The organism is Streptomyces sp. ICN903, assembly GCF_022015835.1.
In the GTDB taxonomy this organism is placed as follows: Bacteria; Actinomycetota; Actinomycetes; order Streptomycetales; family Streptomycetaceae; genus Streptomyces; species Streptomyces fenghuangensis.
The window spans coordinates 1-22,715 of record NZ_JAKMAY010000034.1 but is presented as its reverse complement, the minus strand read 5'-3'; the positions used below and the strand labels follow the sequence as shown (position 1 = coordinate 22,715).

The 22,715-nt window shown below is 74.6% G+C and carries 24 protein-coding genes; 11 read left to right on the top strand and 13 right to left on the bottom strand.

Annotated features, from left to right (window positions below):
- Positions 1–315 precede the first annotated feature (315 nt).
- Together L7D48_RS05935 and L7D48_RS05930 are read left to right on the top strand one after the other, a co-directional pair.
- Positions 316–1,467: a C40 family peptidase gene (locus tag L7D48_RS05935; RefSeq protein WP_237877818.1), complete on the top strand. Its 1,152-nt coding sequence runs from the start codon at positions 316–318 to the stop codon at positions 1,465–1,467.
- Positions 1,468–1,607: 140 nt separating this feature from the next.
- Positions 1,608–2,891, top strand: coding sequence for a PP2C family protein-serine/threonine phosphatase (locus L7D48_RS05930; protein WP_374491285.1), 1,284 nt, complete (start codon positions 1,608–1,610; stop codon positions 2,889–2,891).
- Positions 2,892–2,956: 65 nt separating this feature from the next.
- Here the strand turns inward: L7D48_RS05930 and L7D48_RS05925 are convergent, their stop codons facing one another.
- From L7D48_RS05925 to L7D48_RS05915, 3 genes are all read right to left on the bottom strand, one after another.
- Positions 2,957–3,319: a DUF2516 family protein gene (locus tag L7D48_RS05925; protein ID WP_256462490.1), complete on the bottom strand. Its 363-nt coding sequence runs from the start codon at positions 3,317–3,319 to the stop codon at positions 2,957–2,959.
- 82 nt (positions 3,320–3,401) lie between these two features.
- Positions 3,402–4,166, bottom strand: a complete 765-nt coding sequence (locus tag L7D48_RS05920; RefSeq protein ID WP_237877817.1) for a hypothetical protein — start codon at positions 4,164–4,166, stop codon at positions 3,402–3,404.
- 16 nt (positions 4,167–4,182) lie between these two features.
- Positions 4,183–4,611 carry a helix-turn-helix domain-containing protein gene (locus tag L7D48_RS05915; RefSeq protein WP_237877816.1) on the bottom strand — a complete coding sequence of 143 codons (429 nt, stop codon included), beginning with the start codon at positions 4,609–4,611 and terminating at the stop codon, positions 4,183–4,185.
- A gap of 138 nt (positions 4,612–4,749) precedes the next feature.
- Here L7D48_RS05915 and L7D48_RS05910 point away from each other — a divergent pair, with 138 nt between their 5' ends.
- Positions 4,750–5,610 carry a GNAT family N-acetyltransferase gene (locus L7D48_RS05910; protein WP_237877815.1) on the top strand — a complete coding sequence of 287 codons (861 nt, stop codon included), beginning with the start codon at positions 4,750–4,752 and terminating at the stop codon, positions 5,608–5,610.
- 109 nt (positions 5,611–5,719) lie between these two features.
- On the opposite strand, the gene L7D48_RS05905 is transcribed toward L7D48_RS05910, so the two are convergent.
- A complete protein-coding gene (locus L7D48_RS05905) occupies positions 5,720–6,790 on the bottom strand; it encodes a DUF368 domain-containing protein (protein ID WP_237877814.1) in 1,071 nt (356 codons plus the stop codon).
- Between the two features lie 429 nt (positions 6,791–7,219).
- On the opposite strand from L7D48_RS05905, the gene wrbA reads away from it, so the two are divergent.
- Complete coding sequence (gene wrbA, locus L7D48_RS05900) at positions 7,220–7,831, top strand: NAD(P)H:quinone oxidoreductase (RefSeq protein ID WP_237877813.1); 612 nt, start codon at positions 7,220–7,222, stop codon at positions 7,829–7,831.
- Between the two features lie 111 nt (positions 7,832–7,942).
- On the opposite strand, the gene L7D48_RS05895 is transcribed toward wrbA, so the two are convergent.
- The gene (locus tag L7D48_RS05895) at positions 7,943–10,039 is read right to left on the bottom strand and encodes a flavin monoamine oxidase family protein (protein WP_237877812.1); all 2,097 of its coding nucleotides are present in this window, start codon (positions 10,037–10,039) and stop codon (positions 7,943–7,945) included.
- A 137-nt stretch (positions 10,040–10,176) separates the two neighbouring features.
- Between L7D48_RS05895 and L7D48_RS05890 the strand changes: the two genes are divergently transcribed.
- Complete coding sequence (locus L7D48_RS05890; RefSeq protein WP_237877811.1) at positions 10,177–10,728, top strand: GNAT family N-acetyltransferase; 552 nt, start codon at positions 10,177–10,179, stop codon at positions 10,726–10,728.
- Here L7D48_RS05890 and L7D48_RS05885 read toward each other — a convergent pair.
- A complete protein-coding gene (locus L7D48_RS05885) occupies positions 10,685–12,133 on the bottom strand; it encodes an FAD-binding oxidoreductase (RefSeq protein ID WP_237877810.1) in 1,449 nt (482 codons plus the stop codon). The genes L7D48_RS05890 and L7D48_RS05885 overlap by 44 nt on opposite strands.
- Positions 12,134–12,204: 71 nt before the next feature.
- Here L7D48_RS05885 and L7D48_RS05880 point away from each other — a divergent pair, with 71 nt between their 5' ends.
- Entirely contained in the window at positions 12,205–13,122 is a 918-nt protein-coding gene (locus tag L7D48_RS05880) for a LysR family transcriptional regulator (RefSeq protein WP_237877809.1), read from the top strand.
- Positions 13,123–13,152: 30 nt separating this feature from the next.
- On the opposite strand, the gene L7D48_RS05875 is transcribed toward L7D48_RS05880, so the two are convergent.
- The 3 genes from L7D48_RS05875 to L7D48_RS05865 all read right to left on the bottom strand — a co-directional run bounded on the left by L7D48_RS05875 (position 13,153) and on the right by L7D48_RS05865 (position 15,792).
- The gene (locus L7D48_RS05875) at positions 13,153–13,563 is read right to left on the bottom strand and encodes a VOC family protein (protein WP_237877808.1); all 411 of its coding nucleotides are present in this window, start codon (positions 13,561–13,563) and stop codon (positions 13,153–13,155) included.
- Positions 13,564–13,631: 68 nt separating this feature from the next.
- Positions 13,632–14,441, bottom strand: coding sequence for a DUF3152 domain-containing protein (locus L7D48_RS05870; protein WP_237877807.1), 810 nt, complete (start codon positions 14,439–14,441; stop codon positions 13,632–13,634).
- Between the two features lie 319 nt (positions 14,442–14,760).
- Positions 14,761–15,792 (bottom strand): sulfotransferase, encoded by a 1,032-nt coding sequence (locus L7D48_RS05865; RefSeq protein ID WP_237877806.1) that lies wholly within the window; start codon positions 15,790–15,792, stop codon positions 14,761–14,763.
- 147 nt (positions 15,793–15,939) lie between these two features.
- Between L7D48_RS05865 and L7D48_RS05860 the strand changes: the two genes are divergently transcribed.
- Positions 15,940–16,476 (top strand): hypothetical protein, encoded by a 537-nt coding sequence (locus L7D48_RS05860; RefSeq protein WP_237877805.1) that lies wholly within the window; start codon positions 15,940–15,942, stop codon positions 16,474–16,476.
- Between the two features lie 42 nt (positions 16,477–16,518).
- Here the strand turns inward: L7D48_RS05860 and L7D48_RS05855 are convergent, their stop codons facing one another.
- A complete protein-coding gene (locus tag L7D48_RS05855; protein ID WP_237877804.1) occupies positions 16,519–16,743 on the bottom strand; it encodes a hypothetical protein in 225 nt (74 codons plus the stop codon).
- Between the two features lie 101 nt (positions 16,744–16,844).
- Between L7D48_RS05855 and L7D48_RS05850 the strand changes: the two genes are divergently transcribed.
- On the top strand, positions 16,845–17,063 hold the full coding sequence (locus L7D48_RS05850) for a hypothetical protein (protein ID WP_237877803.1): 219 nt from the start codon (positions 16,845–16,847) through the stop codon (positions 17,061–17,063).
- A gap of 50 nt (positions 17,064–17,113) precedes the next feature.
- Here the strand turns inward: L7D48_RS05850 and L7D48_RS05845 are convergent, their stop codons facing one another.
- On the bottom strand, positions 17,114–17,356 hold the full coding sequence (locus tag L7D48_RS05845) for a hypothetical protein (protein ID WP_237877802.1): 243 nt from the start codon (positions 17,354–17,356) through the stop codon (positions 17,114–17,116).
- Between the two features lie 481 nt (positions 17,357–17,837).
- Here L7D48_RS05845 and L7D48_RS05840 point away from each other — a divergent pair, with 481 nt between their 5' ends.
- Positions 17,838–18,392 carry an NADPH-dependent FMN reductase gene (locus tag L7D48_RS05840; RefSeq protein WP_237877801.1) on the top strand — a complete coding sequence of 185 codons (555 nt, stop codon included), beginning with the start codon at positions 17,838–17,840 and terminating at the stop codon, positions 18,390–18,392.
- A gap of 79 nt (positions 18,393–18,471) precedes the next feature.
- On the opposite strand, the gene L7D48_RS05835 is transcribed toward L7D48_RS05840, so the two are convergent.
- Positions 18,472–18,891 carry an ankyrin repeat domain-containing protein gene (locus L7D48_RS05835; RefSeq protein WP_237877800.1) on the bottom strand — a complete coding sequence of 140 codons (420 nt, stop codon included), beginning with the start codon at positions 18,889–18,891 and terminating at the stop codon, positions 18,472–18,474.
- 167 nt (positions 18,892–19,058) lie between these two features.
- Here L7D48_RS05835 and L7D48_RS05830 point away from each other — a divergent pair, with 167 nt between their 5' ends.
- Positions 19,059–20,300 (top strand): sensor histidine kinase, encoded by a 1,242-nt coding sequence (locus L7D48_RS05830; RefSeq protein ID WP_237877799.1) that lies wholly within the window; start codon positions 19,059–19,061, stop codon positions 20,298–20,300.
- Between the two features lie 53 nt (positions 20,301–20,353).
- Here L7D48_RS05830 and L7D48_RS05825 read toward each other — a convergent pair whose 3' ends face one another.
- Positions 20,354–21,625 carry a PP2C family protein-serine/threonine phosphatase gene (locus L7D48_RS05825; protein WP_237877798.1) on the bottom strand — a complete coding sequence of 424 codons (1,272 nt, stop codon included), beginning with the start codon at positions 21,623–21,625 and terminating at the stop codon, positions 20,354–20,356.
- A gap of 370 nt (positions 21,626–21,995) precedes the next feature.
- On the opposite strand from L7D48_RS05825, the gene L7D48_RS05820 reads away from it, so the two are divergent.
- Positions 21,996–22,685 carry a response regulator transcription factor gene (locus tag L7D48_RS05820; protein ID WP_237877797.1) on the top strand — a complete coding sequence of 230 codons (690 nt, stop codon included), beginning with the start codon at positions 21,996–21,998 and terminating at the stop codon, positions 22,683–22,685.
- Positions 22,686–22,715 lie beyond the last annotated feature (30 nt).

Sequence of the window (22,715 nt, the reverse complement as noted above, 5' to 3'; positions counted from 1 at the left end):
GCGTCCGCCGGCGACCGGGCGCGCTCCCCGTGAGGCCGAAATTAGGCAGGACAGGTGAAGCGCCCGACGGCCGAGAGTGAACGAGAGGTGAACCTCGGCGGACGGTGCAGTTGACGCGGCCGCCGGCGCGCCGCGGGCGGGACGGGGCCACGCCCTCTGTTGCGGGAGTGGCCGACGTGGCACCATCCCCGGCTGTGACTCGTTACGCGCGGGTAGGGATCGTGTGACGTGCGTGGACGCGTGGAAGGGAGAAGCGTGGAGCGGCAGGGGGGCGGCGCCGGTACGGCACGCCGTGGGAGGCCGTCGGCGGGCGCCGTGTCCGTGGGGGCGGCCGTCTGCGCACTGGTGTGCGCGCAGTTCGCGCTGCTGGTGGCACCGGCGGGAGCGGCCCGTGCGGAACCGGGCGGTCCGGGTGTGAGGGAGAAGGGCGGCGTCCAGGCCTCGCCCGCGGCCCCCGAGCCCGGGAAGCCCGGGGAGGCGGAGGAGCCCGGGGCGGCGGGAGGACCGGACGAGGCCGCCGGCGAGGACCCCACCGCGCGTCTGGAGAGACTCCGCAAGAAGATCGAGAAGCTCCACGACAGCGCGGAATCGGCCACCGAGGAGTACAACGCGGCCGATGAGCGGGCCGCGAAGCAGCGCCGCGAGATCGTACGGCTGGCCCGGGCGATCGTGCGGACCCGGGGGCAGCTGGACGATCTGAGGGACAGGGCCGGGGCGATGGCCCGCGCGCAGTACCGCGGTGGCGGTCTGCCGCCCTCCGCGCGGCTGGTCCTCGGCGACGACCCGGAGGACTTCCTGCGCGACCTCGATCTGCTCCACAAGGGTGACCAGGCGGCCAAGGGGCTGATCGCGAAGCTGCGGACGGCCAACGAGGACCTCGACGAGTACGCGGACGAGGCCACCGGCCGGTGGGCGAAGCTGGAGTCGGACCGCAAGCGCAAGGCCAAGGCCAAGAAGGACATCGAGGCCGAGCTGGCGAAGGCCGAGAAGCTGGAGTCGCGGCTGGAGGCCGACGAGCTGGAGCGGCTGCGGGAGCTGGAGGACGAGGCGGCCTGGGCCCGGCAGGCGCGCTGGCTGGAGTCCGGCGTGCTGGAGGAGATCGACCAGCGGGCGTCGGCGCGCGGCAGGAAGGCCGTCGGGTACGCCATGGCCCAGATCGGCAAGGACTACGAGTGGGGCGCCGAGGGCCCGGGCACCTTCGACTGCTCGGGGCTGACACTGCGTGCCTGGGAGGCGGCGGGGCTGCGGATCCCGCGCACCTCGCAGGAGCAGTGGAGGCTGCTGCCGCGGGTGGAGGTCACCGACATGCGCCCGGGCGACCTGATCGTCTACAAGAGTGACGCCAGTCATGTCGGCATGTACGTCGGCGACGGGGTGATGGTCCACGCGCCGCGGACCGGCCGGCAGATCACCACAGCGGGCGCGGGGTCGCTGCCGATCCTCGGGGTGGTGCGGCCCGACGCGTAGACTGCCTTGGTTGGTCACCCGTCGGCCATTTGGCATATGCCACAAGGCATTCCGTGCAGGGCCCCGGGCCGCTATGGTCGCCCGGGGCGTCTCCACCTGACGCCTGTGTGCCCTCGGGGGGAGGGAAGAGGAATTCTGGCATGCCCGTATCGATGGGCGACGAGGTGATGACCGTGGCACTGCCGCGGCAGTCCACCGGCCCGAAGGCCGGTACTCCCGGGTCCTCCGGATCCCCCGGCGGGCTGACCCTGCTCGTCGTCGAGGACGACCCGGCGGGCTCCCTGGCCATCCCCGAGCTGCTCGACGCCTCCGGGGGCCGGGTGAGGGTCCGCACCGCCCGCAACCTCACCGAGGCCGAGCGGCTGCTCACCGACGACGTCCACTGCATCCTGCTCGACCTGGCACTGTCCGACGGCACCGCCGCCGCGGACGCCCAGGAGGGGAGCGGGGACGAGCTGGACATACTGCGCCGGGTGCTGCGGATGGCACCCCGGCACGCGGTACTGGCGCTCACCGCCGAGGACGACGCCGAGCGCGCGGCCGAGGCCGTACGCGTCGGGGCGCAGGACTTCCTCTTCCGCGACGAGCTGGACGGCCGGGTGCTGAGCCGGGCCGTCCGCTACGCGGTCGAGCGCAAGCGGGCGGACCTGGCCCAGCGCCAGCTCACCGAGTCACGGCTGCGGGCCCAGGAGAACGCCCGGCTGGAGCGCGGACTGCTGCCGACCCCGCTGCTGGACGGCTCCGAGCTGCGGTTCGCCGCCCGCTACCGGCCCGGACGCTCCCGGGCGCTGCTCGGCGGCGACTTCTACGACACCGTGCGCACCGCGGACGGGACCGTCCACGCCATGATCGGCGACGTGTGCGGGCACGGCCCGGACGAGGCGGCGCTGGGGGTGGAGCTGCGGATCGCCTGGCGTGCGCTGACCTTCGCCGGGCTCTGCGGCGACCAGCTCCTGAGCACACTCCAGCGGGTGCTGGAGCACGAGCGTTCCAGCGACGAGATCTTCGCCACGCTGTGCACCGTCGACATCGCACCGGACGGCCGGCGGGCCGGGCTCTGCCTGGCCGGGCACCCCGCGCCGCTGGTGGCCGGCGGCGGGCGCGGGCCGCGGCTGCTGCCGCACCACCAGGAGGGCGGCGGCCCGGCGCTGGGTGTCCTGCCCAACGCCCGCTGGCCCCGCACCCAGGTGGAGCTGGGCGGTTCGTGGAGCCTGATGATGTACACCGACGGGCTGATCGAGGGCCGGGTCGGCCAGGGCGAGCAGCGCCTGGGCCAGGAGGGCATGCTCGGGATCGTCGGCAACCGGATGGCCGCGGGGCTGCGCGGCGAGGAGCTGCTGGACGCCGTACTGGCCGAGGTGCGCGAACTCAACGGCGACGAGCTGACGGACGACGTGGCGGTGATGCTGCTCGACCGGGGCTGACCCGGACGAGCGGCGGCCGGGCCACGCGGCCCGGCCCTGCCGGAGCCCCGGATCCGCCCGGCGGCTCAGCGGCCGCCGTTGTACGGGCCGTAGGGGCCGTCGCTGCTGCTGCCGCGGCGGAAGCCGCCCCGGCCGCCCCTGCCGCCCCCGCCGACCTGGATGAGCGCGGGCCGCACGTCGACCATGTAGACGATGTTGGCGATCAGCCCGGCGATGGTCAGGAAGAGCATCCCGAGGAAGAGGTTCACGGCCACCGTGATCCCCAGGATGATCAGCCAGAAGCCCTTGGTCTTCTTGTCCGCGGCGCGGTAGGCGTCCTCACGGCGCAGCACGGCGTCCACGAAGCAGAAGATGCTGAAGATGAGCAGGCCCAGGAACACCCAGGACATCAGCCCGTAGAAACCGTCCAACAGCACGCTGGCCACCATCCTGTCCATGAGCCGGTCGTCGGCCCTCCACGCTACCGGCCCGGGGACCGGACACGAAGTGCGTGCCCGGTCCCGGCGGCGCTCACTCCTGCTTGTCCGTGGGCAGCTTGTCCGACGGCGACGACGCCTTCGGGGAGGAGGAACGCTTCGCGGCGGACTGCTTCGCCGCGGTCTTCCTGGCGGCGGTCTTCTTCGCGACCGTCTTGGGAGTCTCCTCGGCGGCGGCCTTCCTCGCGGCACCGGCCCTGGAGGCCGTCCTCTTCGATGCCGCCGTCTTCGACGCCGTGGTCCTCGTGGCGGAGGCCCTGCCGGGGGTGGCCCGGCGGGTGTCGCCCATCTTGGGGCGAGGCTTCTCCTCCTTGCCGCCCGCCTCGACGGTCACGGCCTCGCCCACCTTGCGCGCACTCTTCACCGGGAGCCCGCGGCCGACGCCGGCGCCGTTCCTCTCACCGCCGTTCTTCTCGCCGCGCCACGTCCCCACCGCGCCGCGGCCGCGCTCGGCCAGCTCGCCGTATCCCTCGCGCGCCTTGACGGCGTACTCGGCGGCGAGCCCGACGCCCTGGAGCGCCAGGTGCTGGGCCTGCTCGCGCAGCTTCTTCAGGTCGGTGTCGAGACCGGACAGCGCGGTGGTCAGCCGCGACTGGGTCTGCTTGGCCTGCTGGGCCAGTCGCTCCTGTACGGCCTTGTGGTCGGCGGCCTTGTCCTTGACCGCGGCCAGGCGCTCGGGCGCCGTCTCGCGGATCTTGTCGATCACGCCCGCCGCGAAGTACAGCGGGGTGGGGTCGGTCAGTGCCTTGCGGAGGTCCGCGGTCTTGTTGGCGGCCTCGCCGGCGGTCTTCTCGGGCATGAGGGTCCCTCCTGGGTTACGGGATCTTGGGCTTCGCGCCGGCGGAGGGGGCGTCCTCGGCCTCCGGGCCGGAGGCGTCCTCGGTGTGTCCGTCCTCGGTGTGTCCGTTCTCCTTGCGGAACGACCCGTAGATCTGGAGCAGTACCTGCTTCTGCTGCTCGCTGATCGACGTGTCGGCCAGGATCGCGCTGCGCACCTCCAGCCCCGCCTGCTCCTTCTCGTCGAGGATCCCGGCGCGGACGTAGAGGGTCTCGGCGGAGATCCGCAGCGCTCTGGCGAGCTGCTGGAGGATCTCGGCGCTGGGCTTGCGCAGTCCCCGTTCGATCTGGCTGAGGTACGGATTCGACACCCCTGCGGCATCCGCGAGCTGCCGCAGGGACAGCTGCGCGCTGCGCCGCTGCTCCCGCAGGAACTCGCCGAGATTGCCGACATGCAGTGAAGCCATGCCTCCACAGTGCCTCCTTGCGCTAACTTTTGCAAGCAACTGCTTGCAGGAGTGTCGCCCGCGTGTCCCGGCCCTGCTCCGCACCGTGTGTTCGCCGCACTCGGCGTATGCGCGCCGCCGCGCGGGAGACCATGGGGCATGCGACCGGATGGCTGGCACCTGACCGAAAACGTCGACGAACTCCTCGCCCGGGCCGGGGACTTCCTGCGCTCCCGGCCCGGCCCGCACGTCATGCAGCTGACGTGGGCCGAGAGAGTGCGAGCGCGCGGGGCGTCCGCGTTCGGCACCGAAGCGCCCCTCTTCGGCGCGCTGGAGCGAGCGGGTGAAGTCTTCGCCACCTTCTACCACCTTCCGCCCCGCGCCCTGGGCCTCTCCCCGCTCACGCCCGGGCAGGCGGACTCCCTCGCCGCCCGTCTGGCGAACCTGGGACACCCCGTCTCATGCGTCAGCGCGGACCACGGCACCGCCACGGCCTTCGCCGAGGCATGGCGGCGGCACACCGGCGCGACGCCGGAGCTCCGCGACACACGGCTGCGTCTGTACCGCCTCGGCACGCTCACCCCACCGGAGCCGCCGCCGGCGGGCCGCGGCCGAGTCCTGGGCGAGCAGGACCTCGAAGAGGCCGCCTTCTGGTGCGGCGAGTTCGCCAGGGCCGTCGGAGAGGACGTCCGCGTCGACGCCGGGTCCTGGGCGGGCACGCGATACGCCGACAAGCGGTACACGCTCTGGGAGAGGCCGGACGGCACCCCCGTCTCCATCGCGGGCATGAATCCGCTGATCGGCGGCCAGATCCAGGTGGACGTCGTCTACACCCCGGCCCGCCTGCGCGGCCGCGGATACGCGGGCGCCGTGGCGGCGGAGGTGAGCCGGGCAGCGCTGGCCGCGGGCGCGAGGGACGTCGTGCTGTTCGCGGACCTGTCCAACCCCGCCGGCAACGCCCTCTACCGGCGCCTGGGCTATCGCACGCTCACCGACTGGTCCGTGTACGACTTCTCATGAGCCGCTTCCCGTACGCCGCGCCGGGCGGTCGGCCGAGGCACGAACGCCGAGGGGCGGGGAGGACACCGCCGGTGTCCTCCCCGCCCCTCGAAAGGCGCCCCGGTCCGTCTCAGCCCTCGGTGTCGTGCCGGGGCGCGGCCGCGCCGGCGTACGGCTGAGCCCCGGCGCGGTGGCGGCCGCCCGCGCCGTCGGGCGCGGCGGCGGCCTCCGCCGCGCGGGCCGCCGCCTCACGCCGGTTCTTGGTGATGTGCTCGGCCACGGCGAACCCCGCGACCACGACGAAGCCCAGCGCCGCGAAACCGATCGCCGCGCCGAGCCGGCCGTCGGGGGCGAGGAGGGCCCGGTCCTCGTCCTGCCAGGGCCACAGCGCCCGCAGGCAGCCCGCCACCACGCCGGTGAGGACCACCAGGGTGATGCGCTGCCGGTTCTCCAGCAGCCACTGCATCAGCTTGACGAACGAGGCCAGGCCCAGGAGGGCGCCGAGCGCGAACAGGCCCAGGTAGCCGAAGTCCCGCTCGTTGACGGCGGAGAGGGTGCGCTCGTACAGCCCGAAGGTCAGCAGCAGGAACGAGCCGGACAGGCCGGGCAGCACCAGGGCGGAGACCGCGATCGCCGCCGCGGCCACGATGACCAGCGGGGTGGCCTCCACCTCGCCGGGCGGCAGGCTGACGATCACGAAGGCGGCCGCCGCGCTCACCAGGGCCACGACGACCTCGCCCGGCCGCCAGGGGGAGGAGGCGCCGTTGGGCAGCGGCGCCCGCGAGGCGAGGGAGAACGGCACCCACAGCGATGCCAGCACCAGACCGAAGAACAGCGCCCGGCTGTGCACCGGCTGATCCTCGACCCAGCCCTCGACCAGTCCGGCCATCAGCACCAGCGCGGCGAACATGCCGACCAGGAGCGGGACGATGACGCGCCACTGGACCTGGCGGACCTCGTGGAGGGCACGGGACAGCCCCCGCCCCCGGGGGAGGTCGGCCACCGCCAGCCGGACACCGGTGACCAGACGGCTCGCCGAGCCGATGGCCGTGTCGTACACGCCGACCACCAGGGCCACGGTGCCGCCGCTGACGCCCGGGACGGTCTCCGCGGTGCCGATCAGGGCGCCGCGCACCAGGTTGAGGCCGTGTGCCGGCCAGGACGACGGCTTTGCTGCCCTGTGTCGCTGGGTTTCCCCCACCAGAGCTCCTTCGGTGCTGGTCGAGTGCTGTGGGACTGCCCGCGCGCCGGTTCCCGGGAGTGCCGGGGCGGGCGTGGCAGACACATTGTTCCCGATGCCGCGTCCCGCCGGTCTCCGGAGGGTCGCGGTCCTCCCCGGGGACGGTACGACTCGGGTGAACGGGGAGGGAGACGGGAAGGGACGGGCGACCGGTTCCAGGCGATCACCGGCGTCCAGGCGGCCGGGAAGCGCGGGGTTTGACCGGATGACGGTGTGAAACCCGCCGCGGACCGCGGGGTGTACTCGTGCGCCATCGCGCCATCGCGCCATCTCGCCTTCACAAAGCGGGTGAAAGGCGCGAAAAGGTGCATAGAGTGGCGGTCGGCAGACGGTGAACCGAACGCGCCGCGCCCGAGCGGCCGGCGGCGCGGGCAAAGGAGTCGGAACCAGATGAGCGATGTCAAGCTGTCCGTGATCTACTACTCGGCGACCGGCACCATCCACGGCATGGCCAAGCGCCTGACGGAAGCGGGCAAACAGGCGGGTGCGGAGGTGCGGCTGCGGCAGGTCGCCGAGCTCGCCCCGGAGGAGGCCATCGCCTCCAACGCGGCGTGGAGCCAGCACTTCGACAACACCAAGGACGAGCCGAGGGCCACCGCCGACGACGTCGTCTGGGCCGACGCCGTTCTGTTCGGCTCCCCCACCCGGTACGGCAACGTGGCCAGCCAGCTCAAGCAGTTCCTCGACACCCTGGGGCCGCAGTGGCAGCAGGGGCTGCTCGCCGACAAGGTGTACGCCGGGTTCACCGCCACCCAGACCGCCCACGGCGGCCAGGAGTCCACGCTGCTGGCCCTGTACAACACCATCCACCACTTCGGCGGCCTCGTCGTCGCGCCCGGCTACACCGACCCGCTGAAGTTCGTCGACGGCAACCCCTACGGCGTCTCCCACGTCACCGGGGCGAACAACGACGCCCCGCTCACCGACGCGGAGTACGCCGCCCTCGACCACATGGCGCAGCGCGTGGTGCGCATCGCGGGCCGCCTCAGGGGCGAGGGCTGACGGCCCCGCCGCACGGGCGGGCGGCCGGGTGGGGGCGGGTGACGGGCCGCTCCCACCCGGCCGCGCCGGGCTCGGGCGCGCCGGGCCCGGCCGGGCCCGGTACGGGACACGTCAGGCCCGGTGGACCTCCAGCGCCGTCCGTACCGCCGACTCCAGGGCGCCCTCGATCCACGCCGTCCTGATCGAGGTGTGGTCGCCCGCGAAGAACAGCGGCCCCTCACGGCGGCCCAGCAGCGGGAACAGCTCGGTGTGCTGGCCCGGCAGCAGTACGGCCGCCTCGCCGTACGCGTACGGGTCGCGCTGCCAGCTCTGGGTGCGCCCGGCACCGGTGTAGAAGACCTCCACCCGCTGCCCGTAGACCTGCTGCACACCGCGCAGGGCGTACGGGTAGCGGGCCTCGTCGTCCAGGCAGTCCCAGCGCCGGGCGTCGTCCGCCCAGCTGTAGGAGGCCAGCAGGACGCCGCCCTCGCTGCCCTCGACCCGGTGCGAGGGGTTGAACATGAACCGGTTGGGGTTGTCGCACACCGACCCGCCGCCGGTCACGCCCGCCGCCTCCGGCTGGTCCCGGGAGATCCACCGGCAGGCGGTGTAGTGCACGCGCTGGGCGTCGGAGATGTGGCCGCGCGGCACGGACGGGTGCGCGCCCAGCAGGCTGCCGTCGTCCGGCGCCCTCCCCAGGCGGTAGGCGTCGTACAGACCCGGCCGCACCCGCTCCAGCTCCCGCCGCCAGTCGGCCTCGTCGAACTCCCACCAGCGGCGGCTGAACTCCAGCAGCACCTTGGTGGCGCTGTCGTAGTGCAGCTCGGTGACGGCCCGCCGCTTGCCGTACGACAGCGGCGGGGCGACCTGGATCTGCCGCAGCCCGGAGAACGGGACGGTGAGGACCGCGCAGTCGCCGGTGAACTGCTCGCGCACCACCGCGCCGTCGCGGCCCTCGGAGACGGTGTCGATCCACACCGCCGGGCCGTCGGCGCCGATGTGCGGGGTGCCGTCGCCTCCGCGCCGCCCCTCCCCGCGGTACTCGACGCGGGTGGCGCGGCGGTCGAAGCGCACCGGGACCTTCAGGCCCTCGAGCTCCTTCAGCAGAGCGTCCGCCAGGGTGGCGGTGCCGCCCTCCAGTTCCCAGAAGACGGTGCCGGGGTTGATCAGGGACCAGCCGATGAAGCTGTGCAGGAAGGACAGGGGCAGGCGTGAGGTGAGGTTCTCCAGGGTGCCGATCAGGTCGATCGTGCGCTCGTCGAATCCCGCGTGCTCGGTCAGGAAGCGGTGCATCGACCAGCCGCCGAACCTCCGGACCACCCGGGTCCAGCCCTCCAGGCACTGCGGCAGCGGCTTGTTCACGCGCTTCCCGTCCGGCCCGACGGTGCTGTACTCGTCGCGCACCGGATCCAGGACCCGGTCCAGGATCTCCGCGGCGGGGGTGTCCAGGTACTTCTCGGGCACGCCGAAGGACCGGTTGACCGCCCGCGGGTTCTTCGCGTAGTCGGCGCGGCGCATCCGGACGCCGTTGACGGCGATCCAGGTGCGGTACGCGGGCCTGCCGTCGGCGTCCACGTCCACCAGGTGGAAGCGGCGGCGCTTCAGTCCCAGCTCGTCGATCAGGCCCATGACCAGCGGATGGCTGCCGGGGATGCGCATGGCCCCGGCCTCCGCGTACTGCTTCGGGTCGGCGAAGGGCTGTTCCGCCCTCTCGTGGCCGCCGGTGCGGAAGGTCTTGATCCGGCCACCGGCCCGGTTGCCGTTGGCCTCGACGACGGTGACGCGGTGGCCGGCCCGCCCCAGCAGCAGAGCGGTGACCAGCCCGGCCGGGCCCGCGCCGACGACCAGGACCTCCTTGCCCGGGGCGCCGGGCGTGCCCGTCGCTGCTGCTCCGGAGCGCGGCAGGCCGCCGCGCAGGACCTTCTCGTACCGGGGGGCGAGCTCGGTGCCGTCCTCGTCCAGCAGGAGGATGGCGCGGGCCACCGCCAGGGCGGCCTGCCCGGCGGTGGCCGAGGGTTCGGGGGAGGGCGCTCCGGGCGCGGCGGCGGGTGCGGCGGGTGCGGCCGGCGCGGCGGCGGCGAGCCCGGCGACGGCTGCGGCCGTGGTGGCGCCGGCGGTGAAACGCCGCCGCGACAGCGACGGAGCGGCTCCGGCGGTGCGGCGGGCGGCGGGTTCGGTGGTGGGTTCGGCGGCGTGTCCGGCGGTGTGATGGTCTTCGTGGGGAGCCATGGCTTCTGCCTAAGGCCGCGCCGCCCCGGCGGGCCGTCGGCGCACGGGACGACCTGCCGGATTCCCCCGTAAGGGAGCGGCTTTCGGATGCGAAAAGCCGTTGGGGAGCGGCGCGCGTCTCGGGCAGTGTGCCCCCCATGGACCTCATGAGCTCCGCCCACGTCGCCCTGCGCCCCCTGGACGAGGCACTGCTGGAAGACCTGGCGGCCACGGCCGCCTCCGACGCCGACCCCGGCGAGGTGATGCCGCCGACCGAGGACGGCGGCGGGCCCGGCTGGACGGACGCCCGGCGCGAGGCGTTCGTCCGCTTCCACCGCTCGCGCTCCCTGGGCCCCGAACCGGTGGAGACCGTGTACGCCGTCCTCGTCACGGAACCGGGCCCGGACGGCCGGCCCCGGGAGGCGGTCGCCGGGGCCGCCCGGCTGGCCCCCGCCCCGGAGCCGGACACGGTCGAGGCCGGGCTGTGGCTCGGCCGCTCCCACCGCGGCCGGGGCGTCGGCACGGCGGTGCTCGCCCTCCTCCGCGACGAGGCCCGCGCCGCCGGCGCCACCCGGCTGCTCGCCCGTACGGACGCGGCGGGCGCCGCGTCCCGCCGCCTGCTCGCGACCGCCGGAGCCGGCCTGGAGACCGGCGGGGACGGGACGGTCACGGCGCGGCTGCCGCTGACCGGCCGGCGCCGGCCGGCCTGATGTTGCGGTTGAAGCGGAAGAGGTTGTGCGGGTCGTGGACGGCCTTGAGGGCCGCCAGCCGCTCGTAGGCGCCCGGGTCGTAGCCCGCGCGGGTCTGGGCCTCGCAGGCCCGCTCGCCGTCCCCGTAGAGGAAGGCCGGGCTGTGGCCCGGCGCCCAGGGGGCCAGGGCCTCGCGCAGCAGGTCGAGCCGGTCGCGGACCTGCTGGAGGCTGTGCCCGGTGCCGCCGGGCGGGGGGCCGGGGAAGGCGATGGCGCGCACGATGTACTGAGCCTCCCGGTGGTCCACGGCCACCCCCGCCGGGCCGCGCCTGCCCAGCGCCCCGCCGAGGTGGCGCACATCGGTGACGCAGGGGACGGGCGAGCTTGGCCCCACCGTGTCGAGCACCGCGCTCAGCGCCTCGGGCGGCAGCTCGCGCAGCAGGGCGTTGGTGGCGGTGTAGGGCTGCGGGAAGGGAGGGTCGCGGTGGATGGAGTCGCAGACGGCGTACGGCATCTCGCGCAGGTCGTCCACGAGTCGCTCGCCGACCGCCCGCAGCGGCGCCGCCAGCCGCTCACCCTCCCCGGCCGGGCCGCTGTGGACGATCCGGAACGAGGCGGCGTACCGGCCGCGCAGCGGCGCGGGGACGGCCGGCACGTCCGGGTAGGAGAGCAGGGCGACGGAGGAGGTCAGCGTCTCGGGCACGTCCGCCGTCCAGCGCCGCCAGACCTCCAGGGCCCGTTCCACCAGCGGGGCGCCGAAGACGAGCTGCCCGCCGTAGAGCGCGGGCACGGGGAAGAGGTCGATCTCCATGGCCGTCACCACGCCGAAGTTTCCGCCGGTACCCAGCAGGGCGCCGAACAGTTCGTCGCCGGGGACGGTGCGGCGCGGCCGGCCGTCGGCGGTGACGACCTCCAGGGCGCGCACGTGGTCGGCCGCGTAGCCGAACCGCCGGGCCAGCAGCCCGATGCCGCCGCCCAGGGTGTAGCCGACGGCGCCGACGGTCGGCGAGGAGCCGTTGAGCGGGGCCAGGCCGTGGGCGGCGGCCGCCGCCACCACCGCGCCCCAGCGTGCGCCGGCGGCGACGCGCGCGGTGCGGCGCTCCGGGTCGATGCGCACACCCGTCATCCGCCGGGTGCCGATCAGCACGCCACCCCCGGCGGCCACCGACAGCCCGTGTCCGGTGGCCTGTACCGCCACGGGCAGGCGGCGCCCGGCCGCGTACGCCACGGCCAGCCGTACGTCCTCGGCGTCCGCCGCGCCGACGACCAGGTCGGGGCGGTGGGTCCAGGCCGTCTGGAAGCCGGAGACCTCCTCGTCGTAGCCGGGGTCGCCGGGCCGGAGGACCGGGCCGGTGGTCGTGGGGATGGCGTCGGTGCTGCCGGTGCCGGTGCCGGTGCCGGTGCCGCTGTGCGATGCGCGTTCCATGACCTCCAGGGTGGTGACGGACCTTCCATAAGTCCAAGATCTGGACTGTATGGGAACTAGAATCAGGGGTTATGGAGATCAGGCAGCTGCGCTACCTCGTCGCCGTGGTCGAGGAGGCGGGCTTCACCCGCGCCGCCGAGCGCCTGCACGTGGCCCAGCCCGGCGTCAGCGCCCAGATCCGCCTTCTGGAGAGGGAGTTGGGCCAGCCGCTGCTGGACCGGTCCGGCCGCACGGTGCGCCCCACGGAGGCGGGCGAGGCGCTGCTGCCCTACGCGCGGGCCGCGCTCGCCGCCGTCGAGGGCATGCGGCGGACCGCGGACGAGTTCACCGGCCTGCTGCGCGGCAGGGTCACGGTCGGGCTGTTCTCGGCCGCGGCCACCCACGACCTCGACGTGGTCTCCGTGCTGGCCGGCTTCCACGACGACCACCCGCACGTCGAGATCACCCTCACCGAGGACGTCTCCGACCGGATGGTCACCGCGCTCCAGCGCGGCGAACTGGACGTGGCGGTCATCGGGCTCACCGGCGAGGAGCCGCCGCCGGGCGTCGAACTCCAGATCGCCGTCGACGAACCGCTGGTCGCGGCCGTCCCGCCGGACGACCCGCTGGCCGGGAGCGCGAGCGTGGCGCTGGCCGCGCTCGGCGAGCGCACCCTGATCAGCCTGCCGCGCGGCACCGGCCTGCGCGCCGTGCTCGACCGGGCCTGCGCCGCGGCCGGCATCCGGCCCCGCGTCGGCTACGAGGCCGCCGCACCGCACGTCCTGGCCGAGCTCGCCGCACGCGGCCTGGGCGTCGCCGTGCTCCCGGCGGGCTCGGCGGCGGAGGCCGGGGACCGGCTGCGGGCCCTGGAGATCGTACGGCCGCGGCTGCGCGGCCGGATCGCCCTGGCCTGGCGCGCCGACGGACCCTCCGGGCCGGCGGCCCGGGCCTTCCTGGCCCGGCTGCGCGAGGCGATGCCGGCGCCGGCGGCCGCTTCGGAACGTCCCTGAGCCGGGCCCGGCCGGCCCGGCCCGGGACCGTCAGCCGTGTGTCCGCGCCGCGACGATCACGTTCCCGTACAGGTCGGCGAAGTGCAGCGAGGCGCCGTCCGCGCCCTCCCGCAGATCCCACATCCGTACGCCGTGCTCGCGCAGACGGGCGGCGACCGCGCCCAGGTCGTCGGTGTAGAGGACGAGCAGCGGCTGTCCGCCGGTCTGACGCCCGACCAGCCGGCGCTCCTCCTCGCCGGTGGCGGGCATCAGCCACAGACCGGTCCCCTCCTGCCCGGGGACGCCCAGGTGCAGGTACCGGTAGCCGTCCACCGTCCGGTCGTACAGCACACGCAGTCCGAGGACGTCGCGGTAGAACGCCAGGGCGTCGTCCGGATCCTCCACGAGGACGGTCAGACGGCCGAGGGCGGAGAAGGGGCTCCGGCTGTGCTGGGAAGTCATGGCCGGACAGTAACCGCTCCTGCCGACAGCGCGGCCCGGCCGGGAGCGGCCGGACGCCGCCGGGAGGTTCACGGTACGGAGGGGCCGCCCAGGTAGGTGCCGTCGGTGTCGTAGGGCCAGGCGTTGGCGACACAGCCCTTGAGCCCCTTGATCTGCTGCATCATCGCGGGCGCGGGCCGCCCGGGGCCCGGGCAGGTCTCGTGGCCGTGGCCGATGCGGTGGCCGACCTCGTGGTTGACGATCAGTGCCCGGTACTCGGTGACGGGACCGGCGAACTGCGGCGAACCCAGCACCCAGCGCTTGAGGTTGACCACCACGGTCGGGCCGACCGCGCAGTTCAGCTCGCCGCGGGTGTTGAGCCCGGCGGCTCCGCAGATGGCGTCGGCGGTGCCGGGGGTGGCGATCTTGACGGTGAAGTCGGCGGGGCCGTCGGCCACCAGGCGGAAGCCGTTGACACCGTCGTTCGTCCAGCCGCGCGGATGGGCGAGGATCGCGGCGACCTCCTGCGCGGCCTGCCGGGCGGAGAGCTCGATGCCGTCCTCCACCTGCACCCGGTAGGTGCGGATGGTGCCCTGTCCGACGGCCTCGCCGGAGGCCTGCGCGGTGGTGAAGGTGCCCGGCCCGGTCGCGGGGACCGGGATCGCCGACGGCTCGGCCGGCTCCTGCGTGGAGGGCGACGGGGAGGGGGACGGCGAAGCGGAGGCCGATGCAGAGGCCGATGCGGAGGAGGAGGGGGAGGGCGACGGCGGTACGAACACCGCCTCCTCCGAGGCCCTCGGCTCGTCTGGATCCTGCGGCGTGGCCATGGTCCGGGAATCCGCGGAGCCCTGCTGGGAGACCAGTAATCCGCCGAGGGCGAAGGCCCCGACGGTCGCCATGGAGGCCAGCACCCGTATGTGCGGGCGCCTCCCGCGGCGGTCGCTCCGGCGGGCCCGTCTGCCCCGTCCCTCCTGGCGGGCGGCACCGCGGCGGGCGGCACCGCGATGGGCGGTGCCGGTGCGCCGGTCGTTGCGGCGGCGGCTCAAGATGCACTCCCCCGTAGTTCGGCGTGCGCGAACGTGCCGAACGCGCGGTCTGCGACTCGTGGGGGGCGGTCAAGATCACCGTAACACCGCCCTACGACAGGCCGGTGGCGGGACCACCGACCGCCGCTTCCCGGGACGAGCCCTGCGGCGCACTCCGCGCCGCCCTTCCGCGTCACACCGCGGCGAGCGCCCGCTCCCCCGGCTCGCAGGCCTCCCGCAGCGCCTCCAGCTCCTCCGGCGGCAGCCGCAGCGAGGCCCCCCGCCTGCCCGCGTCGAGCATCGACCGGCCCGCCGCCAGCCACTCCCCGTCGGGCGCGACTCCGGCGAACTCGGCCAGCCGCGACAGCTCCCGCTCCGGCGCGTCCAGCAGGTCCTCGTACGACAGGCTCGTCCGGGCCGCCTCCGGCACCCGGGCCAGATGCTCCAGGCACTCGGTCACCAGCCGCGACCACAGCTCCCCGAACCGGGCCACCGGCATCACCCGGTCGAACACCAGCCGGGGGTCGAACGGATCCCGCAGGAGCCCCGCCAGGTCCGGCGGGAGCTCGCGGGCGTGCTCGGGCGTCAGCTCGTCGCCGAACTCCAGGCCCAGCAGCGCGTACATCTCCTCCAGCATCGAGATCATCCGGAAACCGGTGTGCCGGCTCATCGACAGCGCGCAGTCGGGGCCGCCCCGGTGGAGGTGGACGAACCTCGCCTCCGGGAAGCCCGCCCGCAGCCGGGGCACCCACCGCACCGAGAAACCCGAACGCTCCACCACCGCCCGCCGCCCGAAACGGACGCACAGCAGCTCGAACAGCTCCCGGTACTGCTCCTCGACCGGGCGGAGCGGCCAGGCACGGACCTGCGGGGCGAGCTCGTCCAGCAGGCCGTCGGGGTCGTCGGTGAGGTGCGGCAGCACCATCAGGGACAGTTTGGGAATGCCGGTGGTGTCGGCCGAGAAGCGCCCGGGACGGCGCGGGTAGAGGAACTCCGGAATGGGCGCGCCGCTGCGGATCATCCTGTCGAACGCCGGGTTGGGCTCGGCCAGCAGGCGCCAGAACTCCACGCCGTCCAGGGCCCCTTCGGGCATCCCCTCGGATCCGACCGAGGCCAGCAGCTCGTTGAGGCTGAGGACGTCCCGGTGCAGGTTCAGCACGCGCGACAGCGCGGTCGAACCGCTCCGCCCGGTGCCCACCACGAACGTCAGCGGCCGCGCGCCCATGTCCCCACCCCACTGCCCTCGGTCCCGTGCCCGGTCCGGCCGCCGCTTCGGCGCCGACCGGTGATCTCCACCCCCGCAGCGTACGGACCCGGCCGAGGCGCGCGGCAGGGCGACTTCCGGCCAGAGCGGGCGTGGCAGGATCGCCGCATGGCCTACGTCAGCGCCACACGCCTCGTCGACGACCCCCGTTTCGGGACGGTCGGTGTGACGCTGTACCCCGGGGCGGGGAGTCTGCGGGTCGAGGGGGCGGGGATTCCCACCGTCACCATCCGCCGCGTCAAGGGGACGAGGAGGAACGGCCGGGTACCCGTCGGAACCCGTCGCCGCCGCCGTCTCGCCATGACCGTCGGCGGAGAACCCGCCGTCCTGTCCCCGGGACCGGGCCGGGGGCCGCGCCGCTGGTACGGGGCGTGTGCCACCCACCGGGGGGCCCGCTACCGTCTGACGCCGCGCCGCCGCCCCCGCGGGCGGTCCCGCCTTGCCCGGGACGACCGGCCCTTGGGCCACTTCCGCTCGGACGGCCGCCCGGCGCCGGCCGAGTGGCGCGACGGCGTTGGGGTGGAGGCGGTGGACGCCGCCGTCGGGTACGCGCTGGCCGCCGCGTTCGGCGGATGGAAGCTCCCCTGGTGGGCCAGGTGGGGCGAAAGGCTGTGGGACCTCGTGGGTGAGCTCCTCCCGGGCTGACCCGCCGCGGCGGGGATCTCGCGGCCCGTACGGCCGGAGCCGTCAGGCGGGCGGCGGCAGCGGCCGTCCCTCGACGGCCGCGCGGACGTGCTCCGGGGTGAGGGCGTCGCCGCCGTGCTCGGCGGTGAAGGCCGTGATGCGGCCCAGCGGCGAGTCCGGGTGCGGAGGTTCCTCGCTGATCACCGTGCCGGTGACGATCTCGGCGAAGCGCATGCCGACGGTCACGGGGTCCTGCTCCAGGGGGTCTTCCTGCCGGTGCGTACTCATGCCCGGATCCTAGGTCCGGCCTGTGACGGTGAAGCGGCGGCGGCCCGCGCGGGCCGCCCGCCCGCTCGCCGGGGAGGGCGGGCGGATGGGAGGGTGTGGCCATGACGGAGAGAAACGGGAAGAACGGCGGGAGCGAGTCGGGGAACGGCGATGTCGCGGTGGGCATCTCCGTCGGGGTGGCGATCGGGGTCGCCCTGGGCCTGACGGTGTTCGACAACATCGCCCTCGGGATCGGTGTGGGCATGGCGTTCGGCGTCGCCCTCGGATCGGCCCGGCGCAGCCGCCGGGAGCCTCCCGGCGGCTCCCGGGGCGAGCGCTGAGCAGCACCTCCGCGCCGGGCGGCTCCTCTCCGCGGTGACGGCGGGTTTGGTCATGGCAGGGCGCGGCGGCTTCGGGCGTTGGCGGCGGCGAGGCGGGCGCTGAGCTGCTCGTGAGCGGTGAGCGGCCGGACGTCGTCCGGCTTCGCGTCCCACTCCCGTCCGCCGCCGAGCGGGCGCAGCCACACCCGTCCGGGGCGGACGTCCATCACGTCGCCGACCCGCCCGTCCCGCAGGTCCCGTGCCACCGAACCGACCGTGATCGCGGGCGGTCCCTCCCGCCTGTCCACGCTCACCACGCCTCCCGCGCCCGCGGCGCCGCCACGGCCCTCGCGGGCGGGTCGTCGGGCGGCACGGCCGGCCCGGGGTCCGGTACGCGTGAGGTGCGTACGGGTGCCGGCGTATGCCGGCACCTCCCGCCGTTCGGGCCTGCGGGGACCTCCAAGGCCGCCGGGAAGTACTGGGTTCGGGATTCCATCGCGCTCCGTGCTCCTTCGATGCCCTCCGACGGGCGACTATCACTTTCTGTATCCAGGCAGTCGCTGCCTGACGCCGGTGCCGGTGGATTTTTCACCGTGGCCCCACAAGCGCATCGGGAAGGAGAACGGATGGTGACGGCGGAGTGCGGCGGGGTGGACGCGTACGGCCGCCCGGGCGCGCGGCACCGGGCGCGGAACCCCTGCGCGGGCGCGGACTTGACCTCAAGTCGGCTTGAGCTCCTAGGTTCTCGGTCGTGGCCTCGCGGTGGGGCCGCGACCGAGTGGACGGGAGAACGTGATGAACGCGGCGGCACGGCAGGACCAGTACCGGCTCGCGGTGATCCTCGGAAGCGTGCGCGAGGGGCGCTTCGTGACCACGGTGGGGGAGTGGTTCGCCCGGCAGGCCGGGCGGCGCGAGGACGTGAAGCTCGACGTGATCGACCTGGCGCGGCCCGACGGGGACGCGAGGACGTTCGGCGAGCGGATCGACGCCGCCGACGCCGTCGTGGTCGTGGTGCCCGAGTACAACCACAGCTTCCCCGGCGAACTGAAGGCGGCGATCGACTCCCTGAAGCCCCAGTGGCGCGCCAAACCGGTCGGTTTCGTCTCCTACGGCGGGCGGGGCGGGGGGCTGCGGGCGGTGGAGCAGCTGCGGCTGGTCTTCGCCGAGCTGCACGCGGCCACGATCCGGGAGACCGTCAGCTTCCACGACGCCTGGCGGGAGTTCGGGCCGGACGGCGAGCCGCGCCGGGCGGGCGAGGCGGCCGGGGCCGCGAACGCACTGCTGGACCAGCTCGCATGGTGGGCGCTGGCCCTGCGGCGGGCGCGGGAGGAAGTGCCGTACCCGGTGTGAGGGGCCGGGACGTGCGGAACGGCCGGCCGGGGCGGAGGTCCCGGCCGGCCGTTCCGCGCCGCGGTTCACTCCGCGTGGCTCACTCCGCGCCGAGCAGCCGCAGCAGTTCGTGGCGGCCGAACATCCGCGCCGTGTCGATGGCCGAGGGGTTGCCCGCGGCCGGATCGGCACCGGCCTCCAGCAGCAGCCGCACCATCTCCTCCTGGTCCTTGAAGACCGCGCCCCCGATGGGCGTCTGGCCGCGGTCGTTGACCCGGTTGGGGTCGGCGCCGCGCTCCAGCAGGGCCCGCACGGTGGGAGTGCGGCCGTAGTAGGCGGCGAGCATCAGGATCGAGTCGCCCTTGTCGTTGGTCAGGTTGGCCGGTACGCCCGCGTCCACGTACGCCGCGAGGGTGTCCGTGTCACCCTCCCGGGCGAGGTCGAAGACCTTGGCCGCGAGCTGGAGCACCTCCGGGTCGTGCGCGGGCTGCGAGGTCTCGGGGGTCGGGGCGTCGGACATCGGGTGCCTCCTCGTCGTACCGTCTCGCCGCCTCGGCGGCCGATCGTGTTCAGCCTACGTATGCCCGCTTTCCGGCCGGTGCCGCCGCGCTCCCGCCGGCCGCGGAGTCTGCCGGGCCGGGCCGGCGGCCCCTCGTTCCGCGCGCGCCCGTGCATACGCTTCGTCCCATGCCGCCGATCGTGACGTCCTCCTCCCGCCGCCCCGTCCGCCTCCTGGCGGCGGTGGTCGTGGCGGTCCTGGTGGCGCTCAACGCGTACCGGATGACCGTCGTCCCCCAGCCGTGGCCGAGGATGGCCCTGGACTGGGCGCTGATCGCGGCCTGCTGCGGGGCCCTGTACTGGCGCCGGCGCCGGCCGGTGCCGGTGGCGCTGGCCGTCCTGCTGTGCGCGGCGGTGTACTACCCGGCCAACCCGTACGACAGCCCGCTGCCGGTGATCGCCTTCGCCGTCGCGCTCCACACCGTCGCGGCCGAGGGGCGCCTGACGGCGGCCGTGGCGCTGGCGGTACCGGCCATGCTGGCCGTCGGCTACGGCGAACTGGCGCCCGGGCCGGGCGGCGGGCGGCATGTGGACGACGCCGCGATGGTGCTCCTCACCGGCTGGCTGTTCGGGGTGATCGCCGCCGGACACGCCCAGCGCAACCGGCAGGCGTATCTGCGGGCGGTGGAGCAGCGGGCGGTCGCGGCGGAGCGGGAGAAGGAGGTGCGGGCGCGGCAGTCCGCGGTGGAGGAGCGGCTGCGCATCGCCCGCGAGCTGCACGACGTGATCGGCCACAGCCTGTCGCTGATCAATGTGCAGTCCGGGGCCGCGCTGCACCGGCACACCAGGCATCCCGGGGAGACGGAGGGGCTGGTGGCCGCGCTGGAGGCGGTGCGGGCTGGCAGCCGCGACGCCCTGCGTGAACTGCGCGCCACGCTCGGAGTGCTGCGGCAGGCGGACGAGGAGGCGGCGCCCACCGCGCCCGCGGCCGGACTGGAGGGCGTGGGAGCTCTGGTGGAGCGGGCACGCGCGGCCGGGCTGGACGCGCGTCTGGTGACCGAGGGGCGGCCGGGGCGGCCGGTGCCGCCGCAGGTGGGGCTGGCCGCGTACCGGATCGTGCAGGAGTCCCTGACGAACACGGTCCGCCACTCGGGGGCGCGGTGCGCGGTCGTCACCGTCCGCCACGAGGAGGACGCCGTGCGGGTGCTGGTCGAGGACGACGGGCACGGGGCGCCGCGGGAGGCGGGAGCGGAAGGCGCCGGCGGGCCGGGCGGGAGCACCCCGGGCAGCGGCGTCGCCGGGATGACGGAACGGGCGCGGGCGCTGGGCGGCACACTGACCGCGGGAAACGTGCGCGGGGAGGGCGGTACGGGAGGCGTCCGGGGCTACCGGGTGGAGGCCCGGCTGCCGCTGGGGGAGCCCGCCCGGTGAGGTGGGCCGCCACCGGCCCGCCACCGCCGCTCGTCACCGTCCGCGCCGCGGCCCTATAGCTTGATGACGACCAGGGCCGCGTCGTCGGCGGTGCCCTGGTTCATGCCGAGGTCCTCCAGGAGGTTGTCGGCGATCTCCTCCGGGCCCAGGTCGCGGTGCCGGACCAGGCTCTCCGACAGCCGCTTCAGCCCGACGTCGATGGACTCCTCGCGGCGCTCGACCAGCCCGTCGGTGTAGAGGACGAGGGTCGAGCCCGGCACGTAGGTGGTGATCGCCTGCGGCCGGTGCGAGGGCCTGCTCCGGGCTGCCAGGGGCACGTCGGTGGCCTGGTCCAGCAGCTCGGTGTACCCGTCGGGGTGGCACACCATGGGCGGCAGGTGGCCGGCGCTGCTGTAGGTGAGCGTGTGGGTGTGGGTGTCGATGTCGAGCTTGACGGCGGTGGTGGCCAGCGCGCCGTCGAGGGAGCGCGCGTACAGGTCCAGGCCGTACAGCGCCTGCGCGGGGCCGTCGGCGACCCGCATGGCGGCGCTGAGGGCGCTGCGCAGCTGCCCCATCACACTGGCGGCCTCCAGGCCCCGGCCGACGACGTCGCCCACGGCCACGGCGAAGCGGTCCTCGCTGAGGTTGATCATGTCGTACCAGTCGCCGCACACGTTCAGCGAGCCCTGGGCGGGCCGGTAGCGCACGGCCGCGTTGCGGCGCTCCAGCGGCATGTGCGTCGGCAGCATGGCCTTCTGCAGGGTGAGGGCCACCTCGTGCTCGCGGGCGTGCGCCTGCCGCAGCCGCTCATTGTGCTCGTACAGCTCCCGTGCGCGGGCGTACAGTTCGGCCTCGGCGATCTTCCCGCCGGCCGCCCGCAGGCCGTCGCCGGTGTCGGCGCCGGTCAGGCTGCTGGGGTGGGCGAGGCTGTCGCGCACGTACGCCGTGGCGTCCTCGACGCGGTTGACGATCAGCCGCACCGAGCCGTCCTCGCCGAGGACGGGGGTGTTGACCGGGCTCCAGTACCGCTCCTCGTACCCGCCCTCGGCACCGGGGCGGGGGATGTCGTACCGCTGGAGGATCATGGTGTCCGGCTTGCCCGTCTCCAGTACGCGCCGGAACGAGGCCAGCAGGTTCCTGGGGCCGTCGGCGTTCGGGTCGTCCGGGTTGGCGGGGAAGACATCGAACAGATGGCGGCCGATCAGCTCGCCGTGGGAACGCCCGGTGATCTCCAGATAGGCCTGGTTGGCCTCCACGAAGACGAGGTCCCGGTCCAGTACCGACAGGGGTGTGGGGACGGCGTCGAACAGGGCGGCGTAGTCGACGTCGCCGCTCACCTCGCTCATGGCCCCTCCCCTCTGCGCGGTGCCGGCCGGTGCCGGGGACCTCTCCGTCATGGTGACACGCACCCTCTGTCCGTCTCGAACACTACCGCGCGGCTCGCGGGGACAGCAGCCCGCGAACGGAACGCCGGCACCGCATCACGGCCGGGCGCGCCACGGGCGGGCGGACGGCCCGCTCGGGGTGGAGAGGGACGATTCGGCCGTTGAGCACATCTTTTGTGTAATTGTGCACCGCCTGGGGGAGTGTGTACCGCACCGGATCGGCGAGCCACGACCGTACCCGATCTTGGCAGGACGTGTGGCGGGTTACACAGCCTCTCCACACCCCGCGCGGGGGCGGCCGGGCCGCGGCCGTGCGGCATAGGCTCGTGCCATGGCCGCAGAGCACGACGGGCGACGGGTGCGTGTCATCCTCGCCGACGACCAGACCCTGGTGCGGGCGGGCTTCCGCTCCATCCTCGGCGACGAGGACGACATCGAGGTCGTCGGCGAGGCCGGGGACGGGGCGCGGGCCGTCGAGCTGACGCGCGCGCTGCGGCCCGACGTGGTGCTGATGGACATCCGGATGCCCGGGCTGGACGGGCTGGAGGCCGCCCGGCGCATCGCCGCCGACGAGCGGCTCCCGGACACCCGGGTGGTCATCCTGACCACCTTCGACGTGGACGACTACGTGTACGGGGCGCTGCGCGCGGGCGCCTCAGGTTTCCTGCTCAAGGACACCGAGCCGATGGAGCTGCTGCACGCGGTGCGGGTCGTGGCGCGCGGCGACGCGCTGATCGCCCCGGCGGTGACCCGCCGCCTGATCGCACAGTTCGCCGGACGGGCGCGGCAGCCCGACCCCTCGCCCCGTCTCAGGGCGCTCACCGGACGGGAGCGCGAGGTGATGACCCTGGTGGGCGAGGGTCTGTCCAACGACGAGATCGCCCGCCGCCTGGTGCTCAGCCCGGCCACCGCCAAGACGCACGTCAGCCGGATCATGACCAAGCTCGGCGTACGCGACCGGGCGCAGCTGGTGATCCTGGCGTACGAGTCGGGGATGGTCACGCCGGGCTGGCTGGCGTAAGGGCGGGCCGGAGCGGGGGGCGGCGCCGGG